Origin of the sequence: Sulfurovum sp. NBC37-1 (assembly GCF_000010345.1) — a bacterium.
Classification (GTDB): domain Bacteria; phylum Campylobacterota; class Campylobacteria; order Campylobacterales; family Sulfurovaceae; genus Sulfurovum.
The window spans coordinates 203,499-219,790 of the sequence record NC_009663.1; the positions used below are offsets into that span (position 1 = coordinate 203,499).

The following is a 16,292-nucleotide window of genomic DNA, read 5'->3' on the forward strand; positions in this document are numbered from 1 at the left end:
TAATTTCAACATGCTTTAAGAGTGTGGACATTACAATGGTGGAGATATTACTATAGATTTAAGAGGAGAGATTATGACTGAAATTAGATGGCACAGCCGTGCTGGTCAGGGTGCTGTAAGTGGTGCCAAAGGTCTGGGAGATGTTGTTGCAACAACAGGAAAAGAAGTACAGGCATTTGCTCTTTATGGTTCAGCCAAAAGAGGTGCTGCGCTAAGGGCATACAACCGAATTGCCGATGAGCAGATCCTAAACCATGCAAAATTCATGCATCCTGACTATGTATTGGTCATCGACCCGGCATTGGCCTATACAGATACGATTACTGAACATGAGAAAGATGAAACAAAATATATCATTACTACACACCTCGGTAAAGATGAACTGATCGCGGGCATTCCTGACCTTCAGGGGAAGGAAGACAGAGTATTTGTCGTCGACTGTATTCAGATCTCTCTCGATACCATTGGTAGATCCATGCCTAACTCACCGATGTTGGGTGCTTTTGTAAAAGTATCGGGTATGTTTGAACTGGATTACTTTTTGGAAAATATGAAAAGAGTGCTTAAAAAATTCCCGCAAAAGATCATTGATGCGAATATGGAAGCAATAACCAGAGCATATAACGAAGTTAAATAAAGGGGAAGACAATGCAAGATTTACATTTATGTGCAGCAGAAAAAAGAGGAATTCATCAGCTTGGCGGTGATGAGCGTGTAGGATGGGATGAAGTGACACAGGGTATCATACTTACTTCTTTTGAAGGAGATGCCTCAGAAATTGTTCACCAAAAAGCGGAACAGAGACATTATTCGGATTTCAACTCCTATACGGCATCGGTGGCTTCCTGGAGAGTGGAAAAGCCGGTATTTAACATCGATGTATGTATCGATTGTCAAAACTGTTGGGTATGGTGCCCGGATACATCTATTATCTCTAGAGACAAGCAGATGCTGGGGATCGATTATGACCACTGTAAAGGATGCGGGGTATGTGTTGAAGTATGTCCGACAAACCCGAAATCGCTTTTAATGTTCAATGAGCAGTCTGGATTGGATGAAGCACTTGCTGCATGGCCAGAGAAAAAGAAAAAAGAAGAGAAGTAAGGAACTGTAATGGCAGAAAAATTTGATTTAAATGACAGAGAAGTCTGGGACGGTAACTATGCTGCTTCCCAGGCACTGAGACAGGCACAGATTGATGTTGTTGCGGCGTATCCTATTACGCCTTCAACCCCTATTGTTGAAAATTATGGAGCCTATGTAGCGAACGGATATGTTGACGGTGAATATGTAATGGTCGAGTCTGAACATGCAGCTATGTCCGGATGTGTAGGTGCTTCTGCAGCAGGCGGACGTGTCGCTACGGCTACTTCTTCTCAGGGATTCGCCCTTATGGTCGAGGTACTATACCAGGCATCCGGCATGAGACTCCCTATCGTACTAAACGTGGTAAACAGAGCATTGGCTTCGCCGTTGAATGTACGTGGTGACCATGGCGACATGTATCTTGGTAGAGATTCCGGTTGGATCCAGATAGATGCATTCAATGCACAGGAAGCTTATGACTTGGTATTATGTGCATTTAAGATTGGTGAGGACCACTCGGTAAGACTGCCGGTCATGGTACATCAGGACGGATTCATCACTTCGCATACGGCTCAGAATATCTATCCGTTGACAGATGAGGCGGCATATAACTTCATCGGTGATTTTCAGCCGGTTGATGATCTTCTTGATTTCTCCAGACCTGTGACGTACGGTGCACAGACGGAAGAAGACTGGCACTTTGAGCATAAAGCGAAGCAGCATAAAGCGCTGATGGATTCACGCCCGGTTATCGATGAGGTTTTTGCCGAATTTGAGAAACTCAGCGGAAGAAAATACAACAGGGTTGAAACCTATATGATGGAAGATGCCGATGTTGTTATCGTGGGACTAGGTAGTACGGTTGAGACGGCAATTGTGGCAGCGGAAGAGTTGAGAGAAGAAGGTGTCAAAGCGGGTGTAGTTGGGATCAGAGTATTCAGACCGTTCCCGTTCGATCAGGTAAGAGAAGCACTTAAAGGTGCCAAGGCGATCGCCGTTCTGGACAGGTCAAGCCCAGGCGGTGCGATGGGGGCCTTCTTCAACGAAGTGTCCGCAGCACTCTATTCAACAGATACGAGACCGCTTGTAACGAACTATATCTACGGTCTTGGCGGACGTGATTTTTCCATCGATGAAGCAAAAAGAATATTTAAAGAGCAGCAGGCAAATGCAGATGCTGGACATATTACAACAGATATCCAACAGTTCTCAGGACTTAGAGGTCCACACCTTGGATACTTCCAAACACAAAGAGGTTAATCATGGCTATTACATCAATTAAGAACTTAAAAGAATTTTCGACAAATAATGACAGATTTGAGGGTGCACATACCCTGTGTCCGGGATGTGCCCACTCTATGATCGTCAGAGAACTTATGAATTGTACAGATGACAACCTTGTCATCTCTTCCAATACAGGATGCCTGGAAGTATCTACAGCGGTTTATCCGTTCACTTCATGGGATACCTCGTGGATACACATCGGGTTTGAGAATGCTGCAACCGCGGTAACCGGTGCGGAAGCAATGTATAAAGCAAGAAAGAAAAAAGGTACGCTCAAGGACAATGACGCTCCGGTAAAGTTTGTCGCTTTTGGTGGTGACGGTTCTACATACGATATCGGTTTCCAGTGGCTTTCAGGTGCGGTAGAAAGAGGTCATGACTTTACGTACATCTGTCTTGACAATGAGAACTATGCCAACACGGGTGGTCAAAGATCGTCAGCAACACCTATTGGTGCTACAACATCTACAGCACAGGCAGGAACACATTCTTACGGTAAGAAAGAGAAGAAAAAAGATCTTGTCGCTATTATGGCTGCACATGGTGCGCCATATGTTGCACAATTGGCTCCGAACAAGTGGAAGTCTATGGCAAAAGGTTTCCAGAAAGCACTTGAAACAGAAGGGCCTTGTTTCATCAACACGGTCTCTCCATGTACAACAGAATGGAAATTCGATCCAAAAGATACGATTCTCCTGACTGACCTGGCAACAGATACATTGATGTTCCCGCTCTATGAAATTATTGACGGCCATGAACTTAACATTCTTTATAGACCTAAAAATGTACTGAAAGTAGAAGATTACCTTGGGGCTCAGGGACGTTACAAACATCTCTTCAAGCCTGAGAACAAACATGTGATCGAGAAAATACAGAAAGATATTGATGAGTATTGGACAATGCTACAGCGCCGCGAAGAAGCGCGCATATAATCTTTCGTGTTACTTCACTGAATCTTTGATCGAATGGCTTCGTTCCATTCGGTCACATACTTGATGTATGCTCTCTCATTCCACTCACGCCATTCGATCAAATCTACAGCAAATTAACACAAAATCTTACATACGAGAAAAAGTAATCTTTAGATCCTTTGGATATGCCACTTTTTTAAAAAATCAACCATTTTTCAATCAACTCTTCACTCTTCACTCTTCACTCTTCACTTTTTCCGTTATAATTTGAAAAATTATACAAGGAAAACCCATGCCACTATTAGACAGTTTTACAGTAGACCACACTAGAATGATCGCTCCCGCAGTGAGAGTTGCGAAAAGAATGAAGACCCCATGCGGAGATGACATTACCGTTTTTGACCTGCGTTTCTGCAAACCAAATGAAGAGAGAATGCCTTCCAAAGGGATACATACGCTTGAACACCTTTTTGCCGGTTTCATGAGAGAGCATCTCAACTCCAAAAAAGTGGAGATCATCGATATCTCACCTATGGGGTGCAGAACAGGGTTCTATATGTCTCTTCTGGGTACGCCGAAACCTAAAAGAGTTGCCAAAGCCTGGGCAGCATCGATGAAAGATGTCTTGAATGTGAAGTCGCAGAAGGATATCCCTGAACTCAATGTCTATCAGTGCGGTTCCTACAAGATGCATTCTCTTAAAGAGGCTAAGGAGATCGCACAAAACGTGTTAGACAGAGGTATTGGTATTATGAATAACAAGAAGTTGAAACTCAGCAAAAAACTTTTAAAAGGATTGTAAGATGCGCATCTGGATCCCCGTGGACAGTGACAATGGCAAAGCATCGAAGATCATGCCACAGCTTGAAGCTACCAAGTGGGCTTTGGTAGATTTTGATGAAGGGAAGGTCAAGAGTCTTGAGTTTTACAACGCTATTGATGAGCTTGGAGGGGAGTGGGTTGATTTTATTATTCTTTCCAACAAGTTCGAGAACTATATCGATTATATGAATGAAGGGATGATGGTCTTGGTCGTGCGGGAAGAAGAGAGCATTGAAGATATTATTGAAGCATTCAAATTCAAAGAATTGGATGAGATCGGATTGTAACTTGTATAATGAAACATTACGTCCTCAAAAAGAGATCGTTCTCTGCGAAGACGGTACAAACACCCTTTACTCCAAAGAGTTTGATGAACCGTATCATTCTACCAAAGACGGTGCTTTGCATGAATCTTTGGAAAAACATGTAAAACCGGCCCTTAATCTGAGTAAAGACAAAGAAGAACTGACGATTCTGGATATCTGTTTCGGATTGGGATACAACACCTTTGCCACATTGCACTACATCAAAAAAAACTGCTTGAATACCAAGGTGCATATCCTCTCCCCGGAATTCGATACTGCGCTTGTGCATTCTCTCCACTCTTTTGGATACCCTCCTGAATTTGATGATCTCAAAACCATCATCCGGGTGCTAAGTGAAGATCTCTACTATGAAGATGAACAGTTTAAAATAGAGATACTCCCCGGAGATGCAAGAGAGAGTATTCCCAAAATCAATGAGAAGATAGACATCATTTATCAGGATGCATTTTCCCCTGCGCATAATCCACTGCTCTGGACCTACGAACATTTTCGTGATATCAGAGCCGTCTCAAAGGATGATGCGATACTCACTACCTACTCAACCGCAGCGGCTGTCCGTCTGGGACTGTACGAAAATGGATTTTATATCTTTGTACACCGTGCGGAAATGATGCGGTTCTCTACGGTAGCAAGTCTGAAAATGCTAGATGGGTTGGAATACATAGACATGGAGTTGAAGAAGGAGCGGAATCCCACAGCCCGAAGCATGAAAGGCTGTGATTACGTGTAGGTCTGGGTAGGGACACCCGACCTACGTGTAGCAATCTAAAAAGACATCTGTATCTTGTCAACATCATCCCAGCTCATAGATTTTTTGGATGACCTGTGGGCAAGGATATGGTCGATATATCTGGCAAAGACATCAGTCTCGATATTGACCTTGGTCCCCACTTTATAGCTTCTTATCAAAGTATTTTCCAGTGTATGCGGAATGATGGTGATACGAAAACCGTCATCATAAACATCATTGACAGTCAGGGAAATACCATCAATGGTGATCGAACCTTTGGGAATGATATGTGCGATATATTTGGGATTCACTTTGATGATGAAATCTGTTCCGTTCTCCCGTTTGGTGATCTGTGTCACTTCACCTATGCAATCCACATGTCCCTGTACGATGTGACCTTCGAAACGGTCATTCATCTGCATGGCAGGCTCTATGTGGACTTTGCCCTGAAACTTTTCTGCCGGCACGATCGAACGGGTTTCATCTGCAACTTCCAGGTCAAAACCGTCACTATTGACCTTGATGACGGTCAGGCAGACACCGTTGACGGCAATGGAGTCACCCACTTTGGCTTTATGCTTTGACTGAATGGTAAGAACATTGTTCTTGTAGCTTTTGACAGTGGCGATCTCGCGGATAAGTCCTGTAAACATTTGACCTCAATTAATTTAGATATAATTCGCTAATTATAGCGAAAATAGTTTGTAGCGTGGGCATTCCTGCCCACGCTACGAGTGTGGATTGTAGAAAAACAGTAGGATATTTTATGAATTACGATGTTATAGTTATCGGCGGCGGTCATGCAGGCATAGAGGCCTCATTGGCTTCTGCACGTATGGGTGTGAAAACACTGCTCATCACTATTTTGGCGGAACAAATAGGTGCCTCTTCATGTAACCCAGCCATCGGTGGGCTTGCCAAAGGGCACCTGGTTAGAGAGGTCGATGCACTTGGCGGTGAGATGGGGCTTTGTACCGATGCTACCGGGATACAGTTCCGTACCCTCAATGCTTCAAAAGGACCTGCGGTCAGAGGGTCACGTGCCCAGATCGATATGGATGAATACCGTATCTATATGCGCAATGTGGTACTCAATACGGAGAACCTCGATGTCAAGCAGGAGATAGCTGACGGGCTGATCGTGGAAGAGGGTGAAGTCAAGGGGGTGACGACACAGCTTGGCAACAGATATACGGCTTCCAAAGTGATCATCACGGCTGGAACATTCCTTAACGGGCTTATCCATATCGGAGATAAAAAGCAGACAGCAGGAAGACAGGGAGAGTTCGCTTCTGTGGAATTGGCAGAGTATCTTAAAGGGCTTGGACTGAATATCGGGCGGCTTAAGACAGGTACCTGTGCAAGGATCGATGCCAAATCGGTCGATACTTCCGTGATGGAAGTACAGCCGGGCGATACACCACCACCGCCATTTTCCTTCAGGACGGATAAAAGTACCTTCAACCCCAAACAGCTTCCCTGTTATGTCGCCTATACCAATGAAAGAACGCATGAGATCATCGAAAGCAACTTTTACAGAGCACCGATGTTCTCAGGGCAGATCGAAGGAGTAGGACCGCGTTACTGTCCGAGTATCGAAGACAAGATCAACCGTTTCAGGGACCGACCGAGACACCAGATCTTCGTCGAGCCACAGACGATCGATGAGACGGAGTACTATATCAACGGTATGAGTACTTCCCTGCCCATCGATGTGCAGTTGGAAATGGTCCGATCGGTCGAAGGGATGAAAAATGCCAAGATTGTGCGTTACGGTTATGCCATAGAGTATGACTATGTGGACCCTACAGAATTGAAACATACCCTTGAGACCAAGAAGATCAAAGGGCTCTATACGGCAGGACAGATCAACGGAACGACCGGCTATGAAGAGGCTGCTGCACAGGGGCTGATGGCCGGGATCAATGCTGCTTTGAGCATACAGGGAAAGGAAGCGCTGATCCTCAGACGGGATGAAGCCTATATCGGTGTACTCATCGATGACCTGGTCACCAAAGGGACCAAAGAGCCTTACCGTATGTTCACCAGTCGTGCGGAGTACAGACTGCTGCTGCGTGAGGACAATGCGGATATGAGACTCTCCAAATACGGAAAAGAGTTGGGACTGCTCGATGATGCGTATATCGCCAAATTCGAAGAGAAGCAGAAAAATATTGAAGAAGCCTTGAATTATTTGCAAGAGAATTACGTAACACCGACCAAAGAGTTCCTCGCCAAACTTGAAGCGATCGGTGCGGTGAAGATCAATGACCGGACCTGCTGGATCGATGTGATCGGGCGTGGTGATTTTAACAGAGACAAACTGGTTTCCCTTTTGCCGGAATTCGACAAATATGATGATGAGGTGATGGGGCAAATTCTGGTAGAAGCCAAATACAGCCGTTATATCGAGAAACAGCAGATGCAGATCGATCAGATGAAAGATATGCTCAAGATCAAGATACCTGAGGATTTTACCTATAAAAATGTTTCGGGACTGAGCAACGAGATTGTGGAAAAACTTGAAAAAGCCAATCCGACGACACTCTTCGCAGCTTCCGAGATATCCGGTGTGACACCGGCAGCGCTGGAAATTATACATGTTTATATCAAAATGTCACAAAAAGGAAAGATCTAATGTTATATTACTATGCACACACAGGACACAAAATAGGCCTGGACAGACTAAGAAGAGCTGCGGCTGTCATCAAGCGACTTGCCAAAGAGGGAATCGAGTGCAGACTGCTGCTGAATGATTTCAGGGCAGGGCTTGCCGCCAGAGACCTGGGGATCGGTGAATATGTCACGATAGAGACGATCCAGGACATCGATGCAGTTGCCGTTACCGGGGATTCGGTGATCATCGATTCGAATGAGGACGACCATGGCAGACTGGTAAAATACTGTTCCGACTTCAAACATGTCTGGCGTTTCGAACATGATGAGAAGGACAGGTCGATCCATGGAGAAACCCTTTTCAGGGTTGACTGTAAAGATGATGAGTGTCTGAGTGCGGTCATTGTGGATGATACCTATTTTGAGCCAGAAGACAAAGAAGACCGTATACTCTTCTTCCTGCAGGACATGGATCATGATAAGACTATTCTGAACAATGCATCTTTTTTTCAGGCTTTTGAGATGGAGTTACTGCTGGGTAACTACTTTTTTGTCAAGTATGAAGATGAGCTGGCAAAGCTTTTTTCCACACTGCATGAACCCGATGAATATACCGACCTGATAAAAAGCAGCAGTACTGTGGTGACCGCTTCGGCACAGACAGCACTTGAGGCAAAAGCTGCCAAAGCCAAAGTGGTATATATCGATCTGGGGAAGGAAGCACTTTATCCTGTAGAGCTTTTGAAAAGGTATGGTATTGGTATAGTCGAGGGGTTTGATTTAGATAGAGTAAAAGAAGCTTTGGGGAATGATATGAGAGCAGCCGAACAGAATATAGAACGATTTACCATCAGTAAAATAACTCAAATCTATAAGTAAAATTGATCAATTTATTAAAAAGTATGGCAAATATAGTTATTTCATATAATTATAAGAAGCCTTTATAATGTAGTTGATACAAATCAATCCTATTTAAGTACAAATCTCCTATAATAAATAGCTAAAAATATAGAAGGAAGGAATTAGTATGGCTAAAAATACAAAAGGTCGTAGAGACTTTATGGGTATGGCTTTGGGTGGTTTTACTGCCTTGGGCGGTATTGGCGCACTGTATGCGATGAAACGTACTTGGGATCCATTGCCAAGCGTTAAAGCAGCAGGGTTTACAACAATAGACCTAAAAGATGCACAAGACAATGTACTTGTGACAGAAAAATGGAGAGGGAAACCGATCTTTGTTCTGAAACAGTCTAAAGAGATGATGGCTAAAGCAACCGATGTGGATAAAAAAAGACTTATAGCGATCAATGGTGCACACTATATGGTCTGCGTTGGATTATGTACTCACCTGGGTTGTATTCCTGGATATAATCCGGAAGATAAAAGTTTTTTATGTGCCTGTCATGGTGGTACGTATGATGACACAGGTATGGTAACAAAAGCACCGCCGCCAAGAGGGTTGGATATTCCTCCATTTAGAATAGACGGTACAAAGCTTGTTCTTGGTGAAACTGGCCCGGAATATGAAAAAATGTTGGCTGATGGCACAACATTACCGGTATAAGGAGGGATAAATGGCACATTTTGATGAAAATGCAAAACCGTTCAGCCATAAATGGATGAACGAAAGACTTGCTGTAGATACACTTAAGCGTGTACTCTCAACTGAATATTGGATTCCAAAGAACATCAACTTCCTTTGGGCAATGGGTATGGTACTCGCTGCTACATTTGGAATACTTCTGATCTCTGGTATCTTCCTGTTGATGTATTATCAGCCAAATGTTAATTTGGCTTTTGATTCTGTAAACTATACAATCATGTCCGAAGTAGGGTATGGATGGTTATGGAGACATATCCACGGTGTGGGTGCGTCGATCGTATTCCTGATCATCTATATTCACATGTTCACAGGTATCTACTATGGCTCATACAAGAGAGGTAGAGAGCTTATCTGGCTATCAGGTATGCTGCTTTTCGTACTCTTCTCGGCAGAGGCTTTCTCCGGATATATGCTTCCATGGGGACAGATGTCTTACTGGGCAGGTATGGTTATTACCAACCTCTTCTCAGGTGGTGGACTGCACGCAGACTTCCTTGTTGAGTGGATCAGAGGAGACTATGTTCCAGGACAGGCGTTCCTGAACAGATTCTTCATGCTTCATGTACTTCTTGTACCGTTGGCAATTATCGGTGTGATCGTACTTCACTTTGGTACACTCAGAATCCCACACGTTAATAACCAGGACGGTGAGGAATTTGACTTTGAAGAGGCTGCCGAGCAGTATAAAGCAGGTAATGTGAAAGAATCCAAAGTGATTCCTTTCAACCCTGTATTCTTGAGTAAAGATGTCTTTGTGATGGGTATTTACTTCATCCTCTTCTTCTATTTGGTATTCTACCATTTCGAATTTGCGATGGACCCGGTAAACTTTGATCCGGCAAACGGACTGAAGACACCGACACATATTTACCCTGAATGGTATTTCCTCTGGTCGTATGAGATCCTGAGACCATTCTCAACTAACATTGGTCTGATCGCGTTTGCCATAGCACAGGTGATTTTCTTTACGCTTCCGTTCCTGGACAGAAGCCCGAATGTTGCTCCTGCTAGCAGAAGAGGATTGTTCAAGTACTGGTTCTGGGCACTGCTGATTGACATGATCGTATTGACATTCATGGGTAAATTGCCACCGCAAGGTATCTGGAGTACGGTTGGTTTGGTCGCAGCATTGACCTTTATGGCATTGTGGATCGCATTACCGATCATTACAGCCAAAGAAAAAAAACTATAAGGAGTAGAGAATGAAAGAATTAAAAATATTTGGAATTGTAGCAGTCTTTACTCTCATACTTTATTGGGGTGTTGAACCGTTCGCGCATTCTCAAATGCACAAGCATGTCGAGGGTGACAACCTGCAATACAGTGACTTGAAGCCGGTAGCGGCAAAAGGTGATGCAGCAAAAGGTGAAGCCTTAGCTGCTGCCTGTGTGGGATGTCACTCTATCAAAGTAAAAAATATGCCTGCACCTATGGATGCAGTCGCTTCTGCGCAGGCTTACGGTGTTAATCCACCTGATCTTAGCCTTGCAGGAGCAATGTTGGATGAAAAGTTCTTTGCCCACTTCCTGCTTAATCCGGCAGAAGTGACAAAGTCCAAGCACTTTGCAATGCCTCCAAGTGCTGGTAGTGAGCAGGATGCGGCAGATATCGTTGCCTACTTTAAGTCTATCGCACCCAAAGAGGCGACAGCAAAAGAAGGGTACGAGTTTGCCTGTGGACGTTGTCATGCGAACAGATATGACAAATGGACACAGATCGGTGACGTGCCTAAGACAAAGTCTAACATCAAAACCGGTGTAGATCTTGCAGCACTTGACTTCAAGAAGAATTTGGGTGTCTACCAGAACAAACTGGCAGACTATATGGGTAAATTGCCACCGGATCTCTCTATTATCATCAGAGCGAGATCTGAGCATTTCCTTCATACGTTCATAGAGGATCCTCAGTCACAGCTACCTGGTACAGCGATGCCTAGAGTCGGATTGAATAAGGAAGGTATGGAAAAAGTATTTACTTACCTTGAAGAGACAGGTGATCCGAGTGCACCAAAAAGAAAAGCGGTTGGACCATGGGTACTTGCGTTCTTCTTTATCTTTACGTTCCTTGCGTATGGTTGGAAGAAAGCAATGTGGAAAGGTCACCACTAATTTTTGCGGTATTTCACTGCAACTTTGACCGAATGGAATTTATTCCGTTCGGTCACTTACTTCAATGTAAGCTTTCTCACTACATAAATCCCATTAGCCCAAATTTACAGCAAACTACCACAAAATAAATTTTTTAAGTTTCAATTAACGCAACATCTGAAAATTTTCCTACTTCCTACTTCCTACTTCCTACTTCCTACTTCCTACTTCCTACTTCCTACTTCCTTATTGATATAAATCATCCCCTTTTTATCTACATTTGGATACCCTAACAAAAATCAATATATTGGATGATTATGCTAATAGACGGACATGGCCGGACAGTGGACTATCTGCGTGTTTCTGTAACGGAACGCTGTAACTTCAGATGCCAGTACTGTATGCCGGAGAAACCTTTTTCATGGGTACCAAAAGAGAACCTCCTCTCTTTTGAAGAACTCTTTTTGTTTATGAAAGTGGCTATGGATGAAGGTGTGAACAAGATACGTATCACCGGAGGTGAGCCTCTACTCAGAGAGGATCTGGACAGTTTCATCAAGATGATCCATGACTACAAACCCGATATCGATCTGGCATTGACAACGAATGCGTATCTGCTTCCGCAGACGGCGCAAAAGCTCAAAGATGCCGGATTGAAGCGTTTGAATATTTCGCTCGATTCTCTTAAGCCTGAAGTGGCACATCAGATCGCGCAGAAAGATGTTCTGGGTCAAGTGCTTAAAGGTATAGACAAAGCCCTGGAAGTGGGACTGGGTGTCAAAATCAATATGGTACCGCTCAAGGGTATCAACGATAATGAGATCCTGGATGTGATGGAATACTGTATGGATCGCAATATCAAGATCCGTTTCATCGAGTATATGGAGAACCGCCATGCTCTGGAAGCACTCAAAGGTATGCATGGCAAGGAGATACTTTCCAAGGTCAAAGAGAAATACACTATCCATGCATTGGGGCGTGAGGGTGCCAGTCCTTCATTTAACTATACCATCGAAGAGAACGGTTATGAGTTTGGCCTTATCGATCCGCACAAGCATGATTTCTGTGAGAGCTGCAACCGTATTAGGCTGACAGCAGAGGGTTTTTTGATCCCATGCCTTTACTTCGATGAGGCTTTGAGTATTGCTGAAGCGGTCAAAAAGGGTGATATCGAGGAAGCATCACAGGTTTTAGCGACTGTGCTGAAAGACAAACCCAAAGAGAACCGCTGGATCGAGGGTGAACTCGAAGAAGGGCAGGAAGTCTCTAGCCGTGCCTTTTATGAGACCGGCGGCTGATGTTCTACCTGACCGAACAATTTTTCTCCATTCAGGGTGAAGGGAAATATGCAGGGGTACCTTCCTACTTTTTAAGAACGGGGGGATGCAACCTCTCCTGTCCGGGCTTTGGCGCAACATATGAAGTTGACGGAGAAATCCGTTACGGATGCGATACCTATTTTGCTGTGGACAGTGCTTATGCAAAGTCCTGGAAGAAAGTGGATGACAGCAGAATACTGGTCGACAGGCTTCAAGAGGAGTTCACACAGATAGGCTATGCACCGGATGTCGTCATTACAGGTGGTGAGCCCTTGATGTATCATAGCGACAGTGTATTTTATGAAGTTGTAAGCTGGCTGGTTGACAGAGGTGTACGGATCACCTTTGAGACCAATGGAACGATCGAGATAGACTTTGATGCGTTTCCCGCTTACAAAGCATGTGTTTTCGCACTTTCATTAAAACTTGCCAACAGTGGAGAACCTGCCTCAAAGCGTGTCATCCCGCAGGCACTGAAAAATCTCCAGTCCTATTCAAAAGAGACCTTTTTGAAATTTACGATCGATAAAGAGCTTGTTGAGACCACAGCGTTCGAAGAGATCAATGAAATAAGGAAGATACTGCCTGAGCTGGAAGTCTTCTGTATGCCTGTAGGTGAAAGCAGAGATACGATCTGGAAAAATGACAGAGCCGTTTTTGAATTCTGTATGAAACATAATTTTCGCTACAGTGACAGACTGCATATCAGGGTTTTTGATACGACGCAGGGTGTCTAAAACAGCATTTTATACAGCATTTTAATTGCCAATATATAAAGTATAGCCCCCATAAGTTTTTTGGTTTTCGCCTGATCAAGCTTAAAATGCATGAGGTAGTTTCCAATGTACCCTCCGGCAATGGAAGCAAGCATCACACAGATAAGCAGTATCCAGTCAAGCTTGACATAGCTGGCATAGGTAAAGAAGGAGCTGAGTGCCGCAAAGGGTACTACAGAGCTGACCGTTACCGCTACCTTCTTAGGATCAAATCCCAGCAGTATCAGCAACGGCATTAAAATATTACCCCCTCCTACGCCAAGCAGTCCTGCCAAAAATCCTACAAACGCTCCTACTATAAACAGTATCGCTTTCCCTTTAGTATGTGTGAGAGGTTTTTTCTTTCCGAATATCATCATGCTTGCACTGTAAAAAAGAAGCAGAATAAAGAGAGATTTTACAAGGCTCTCATTGATAAATTGGCTACTGTAGGCTCCAATCGGTGCAAAAATGAGCATCATAAGTGCAATAGGCCAGATAAAAGAGAAGTCAAGTACTTTACGTTTTATGTTCATTATACTTGAAGTTATGGTAGTAGAGGCTCCGGCAAAGAGACCGGTTGCCTTTGCGACAATAAATTCTATGCCAAAAAAGTTGAGTACAGGGATCAATGCGATTCCCGAACCGGTTCCTCCCATGGAGAAAACAGTGGAGAGTACAAAGGCAATACTGCTGTAGATAAGATAATCATGCATAAGCATCTTCCTAAAATAAGTTGAAATAATAAAAAATATAAGTAACTAATATTTTATAAGGAAAATTATATTTAAATCGGAGTAATATCATCCTGATTATCAATTTTCAGATGTAGTAAAGCCAGGATGGATGATTGTATGTTTAAAATAGATGACCCTAAAAATAATTACAAGAATGTAATACACGCTTTCTTTTTGGCTTTGGCGATCACCATCGCAGAACCTTCAACTATTCTTCCTCTAATGGTGCACCACTTCAGTAACAGTGTTATTGTCGTAGGTATTTTTGCCTCTTTGCTTCGTGGCGGGGCGATTATGGTACAGCTTTACGCAGCCTTTCATGCACAAGCCTATAAAAGAGTGCTTCCCTATCTGGGGAAAGTCTTTTTCTTTCGCTGGATTTCCTGGTTCTCCATAGGCTTGAGTATCTTTTTTATCGGTGACAGTAATAAACCGCTAACCCTTTTTCTCATAGGTTTGGGGCTCTTTTTCTTCTCTTTTTCAGCAGGATTCGGTGCCATTTATTTCAAAGAACTTCAAGCCAAACTCTTTTCCCGAAAATATCGTGGTAAAACGATGGCGAACAGACAGGTGGCAGGCTCTGTTGCCTCTATCATCAGCGGAGGCGTTGCGGGATACGTGCTTAATCACTATGATGCACCGCTTAACTATGCTTATCTGTTCATGGTAAGCAGTCTCTTTATGGTCATAGGTTTTGTGACGTTTGTAACGATAGAAGAGCCTGTCAAGGAGAATGTTTCCATTAAGGAAAAACATTTTAGAACATTTATTAAAAATGCGACTGTAATACTCAAAGAAGACAAAAGACTACAGCAGCAGATTCTTGCAATTTTCCTTAGTTTCAGCTATTTCCTCTCTATGCCTTTTGTGATCCTCAATGCGAACAGTACTTTCACGCTCACGGGTTGGATGCTGGGTGGATTTATTACAGTTCAAATGACAGGCAGTATTCTGGGCAGCAGTTTTTTATGGAGAAAGGTCGATGATTATGAAAAAATGCTTTCACTCAGTTTCCTCTTTATGATGGCTGCTTTTATTATTGCATTATTTGCCAACAGTGTCTATTGGTATGCAGTCATCTTTTTACTTTTTGGTATTGCCTTGGACGGATTCAGTATTTCGGGGATGAATCTGGTGATTGAAATTGCTCCTGAAGAGAAACGACCTATCTATACGGCACTACAGACAAATATCAGTTCCCTGGGGCTTTTCTTCCCGGTATTGGGAGGGATCATTTTAAGGTTCGTAGGCAGTTATACGGTGATATATCTTTTAAGTATCCTGTTTTTGAGTATCGGATTTTTAATCAGTAAACAATTAAAAGGAATTAAATAAATAAGACTATACTGTTGTGAGTGTCACCTATTATTAGAGGTGCCCTTAAGTTATATTGGTTAAAATCAGAGCCATATACACACCTATTGAGGAAAGCAATGCTGATCAGAAAACTTTTTAAATTTGAGAATGCTCATATTGTACGTGACTGTTCTACCCGACGCTGCAGTGAGAATATCCACGGGCACTCCTATAAGGTGGAGGTGCTGCTTGAATCGAACTATCTTGATAATGGGCAGATGGTGTATGACTTCGGCCTGACCAAGCTCTACATCAAAGAGCTGATCGATTCTTTTGATCATGCGATCACACTATGGTCAAAAGACGATTCTGCCTATACTGAAGCGATGAAGCATTACAGCAGCCGATGGGTGGAGCTTCCCGTCTCTCCGTCTGCTGAACAGTTCAGCCGTGTGATCTACCTGATGGTGGAACGTGTTCTTGAATGTACTGAAATGCAGAACGGCGAGAAAGAGGTGAAGCTTCACAGTATCATCGTGCATGAGACTGAAACGGGTTATGCCCAGGGGTTCAAAGAAGATGCATACAGTGAACTGATGGGAAGGATCGCACTTGAAGAGATTGTCTTCTCGGAGCAGGTCAGGGCCGAGTGGAGTGATCCTGCACTTTGGAAGAAACTTCTGAAAGGTGAGAAGCTACTCAATCCCCAAAAGGTGTAGT

General features: G+C 43.5%; 18 protein-coding genes. 16 read left to right on the plus strand and 2 right to left on the minus strand.

Translation table 11 applies throughout. The annotated features are described in order from the left end of the window. The first annotated feature begins 73 nt into the window (after window positions 1-73). The 7 genes from SUN_RS01045 (at window position 74) to SUN_RS01075 (ending at window position 5,159) form a co-directional block, all read left to right on the plus strand. Window positions 74-637, plus strand: coding sequence for a pyruvate flavodoxin oxidoreductase subunit gamma (locus tag SUN_RS01045; RefSeq protein ID WP_011979891.1), 564 nt, complete (start codon window positions 74-76; stop codon window positions 635-637). A gap of 11 nt (window positions 638-648) precedes the next feature. Continuing rightward, window positions 649-1,104 carry a 4Fe-4S dicluster domain-containing protein gene (locus SUN_RS01050; RefSeq protein WP_011979892.1) on the plus strand — a complete coding sequence of 152 codons (456 nt, stop codon included), beginning with the start codon at window positions 649-651 and terminating at the stop codon, window positions 1,102-1,104. 9 nt (window positions 1,105-1,113) lie between these two features. After that, window positions 1,114-2,346, plus strand: a complete 1,233-nt coding sequence (locus SUN_RS01055) for a 2-oxoacid:ferredoxin oxidoreductase subunit alpha (RefSeq protein ID WP_011979893.1) — start codon at window positions 1,114-1,116, stop codon at window positions 2,344-2,346. Window positions 2,347-2,348: 2 nt separating this feature from the next. Next, window positions 2,349-3,302 (plus strand): thiamine pyrophosphate-dependent enzyme, encoded by a 954-nt coding sequence (locus SUN_RS01060; protein ID WP_011979894.1) that lies wholly within the window; start codon window positions 2,349-2,351, stop codon window positions 3,300-3,302. Window positions 3,303-3,573: 271 nt separating this feature from the next. Beyond that, on the plus strand, window positions 3,574-4,083 hold the full coding sequence (luxS, locus tag SUN_RS01065; RefSeq protein ID WP_011979895.1) for an S-ribosylhomocysteine lyase: 510 nt from the start codon (window positions 3,574-3,576) through the stop codon (window positions 4,081-4,083). A 1-nt stretch (window position 4,084) separates the two neighbouring features. Then, window positions 4,085-4,390 (plus strand): hypothetical protein, encoded by a 306-nt coding sequence (locus tag SUN_RS01070; protein ID WP_011979896.1) that lies wholly within the window; start codon window positions 4,085-4,087, stop codon window positions 4,388-4,390. Between the two features lies 1 nt (window position 4,391). Further along, window positions 4,392-5,159, plus strand: coding sequence for a tRNA (5-methylaminomethyl-2-thiouridine)(34)-methyltransferase MnmD (locus SUN_RS01075; protein WP_011979897.1), 768 nt, complete (start codon window positions 4,392-4,394; stop codon window positions 5,157-5,159). A gap of 35 nt (window positions 5,160-5,194) precedes the next feature. Here SUN_RS01075 and ribE read toward each other — a convergent pair whose 3' ends face one another. Then, window positions 5,195-5,812: a riboflavin synthase gene (gene ribE / locus SUN_RS01080; protein WP_011979898.1), complete on the minus strand. Its 618-nt coding sequence runs from the start codon at window positions 5,810-5,812 to the stop codon at window positions 5,195-5,197. Window positions 5,813-5,925: 113 nt separating this feature from the next. Between ribE and mnmG the strand changes: the two genes are divergently transcribed. The 7 genes from mnmG (at window position 5,926) to SUN_RS01115 (ending at window position 13,521) form a co-directional block, all read left to right on the plus strand. Next, window positions 5,926-7,797 carry a tRNA uridine-5-carboxymethylaminomethyl(34) synthesis enzyme MnmG gene (gene mnmG / locus SUN_RS01085; protein ID WP_011979899.1) on the plus strand — a complete coding sequence of 624 codons (1,872 nt, stop codon included), beginning with the start codon at window positions 5,926-5,928 and terminating at the stop codon, window positions 7,795-7,797. After that, on the plus strand, window positions 7,797-8,654 hold the full coding sequence (locus SUN_RS01090; RefSeq protein WP_011979900.1) for a hypothetical protein: 858 nt from the start codon (window positions 7,797-7,799) through the stop codon (window positions 8,652-8,654). The genes mnmG and SUN_RS01090 overlap by 1 nt, the downstream gene beginning before the upstream one ends. 148 nt (window positions 8,655-8,802) lie before the next feature. Further along, a complete protein-coding gene (gene petA / locus SUN_RS01095; protein WP_011979901.1) occupies window positions 8,803-9,339 on the plus strand; it encodes a ubiquinol-cytochrome c reductase iron-sulfur subunit in 537 nt (178 codons plus the stop codon). Window positions 9,340-9,349: 10 nt separating this feature from the next. Next, the gene (locus SUN_RS01100; protein WP_011979902.1) at window positions 9,350-10,570 is read left to right on the plus strand and encodes a cytochrome b; all 1,221 of its coding nucleotides are present in this window, start codon (window positions 9,350-9,352) and stop codon (window positions 10,568-10,570) included. A gap of 10 nt (window positions 10,571-10,580) precedes the next feature. Further along, entirely contained in the window at window positions 10,581-11,486 is a 906-nt protein-coding gene (locus tag SUN_RS01105) for a c-type cytochrome (protein WP_011979903.1), read from the plus strand. A 296-nt stretch (window positions 11,487-11,782) separates the two neighbouring features. Then, entirely contained in the window at window positions 11,783-12,763 is a 981-nt protein-coding gene (gene moaA / locus SUN_RS01110; protein WP_011979904.1) for a GTP 3',8-cyclase MoaA, read from the plus strand. Further along, window positions 12,763-13,521, plus strand: coding sequence for a 7-carboxy-7-deazaguanine synthase QueE (locus tag SUN_RS01115; RefSeq protein ID WP_011979905.1), 759 nt, complete (start codon window positions 12,763-12,765; stop codon window positions 13,519-13,521). The genes moaA and SUN_RS01115 overlap by 1 nt, the downstream gene beginning before the upstream one ends. Here the strand turns inward: SUN_RS01115 and SUN_RS01120 are convergent. After that, a complete protein-coding gene (locus SUN_RS01120) occupies window positions 13,518-14,255 on the minus strand; it encodes a sulfite exporter TauE/SafE family protein (RefSeq protein WP_011979906.1) in 738 nt (245 codons plus the stop codon). The two genes, SUN_RS01115 and SUN_RS01120, sit on opposite strands and share 4 nt — an antisense overlap. Window positions 14,256-14,393: 138 nt before the next feature. Here SUN_RS01120 and SUN_RS01125 point away from each other — a divergent pair, with 138 nt between their 5' ends. Together SUN_RS01125 and SUN_RS01130 are read left to right on the plus strand one after the other, a co-directional pair. Beyond that, entirely contained in the window at window positions 14,394-15,611 is a 1,218-nt protein-coding gene (locus tag SUN_RS01125) for an MFS transporter (protein WP_011979907.1), read from the plus strand. Between the two features lie 98 nt (window positions 15,612-15,709). Beyond that, window positions 15,710-16,291: a 6-pyruvoyl trahydropterin synthase family protein gene (locus SUN_RS01130; protein WP_011979908.1), complete on the plus strand. Its 582-nt coding sequence runs from the start codon at window positions 15,710-15,712 to the stop codon at window positions 16,289-16,291. Window position 16,292: the final 1 nt, after the last annotated feature.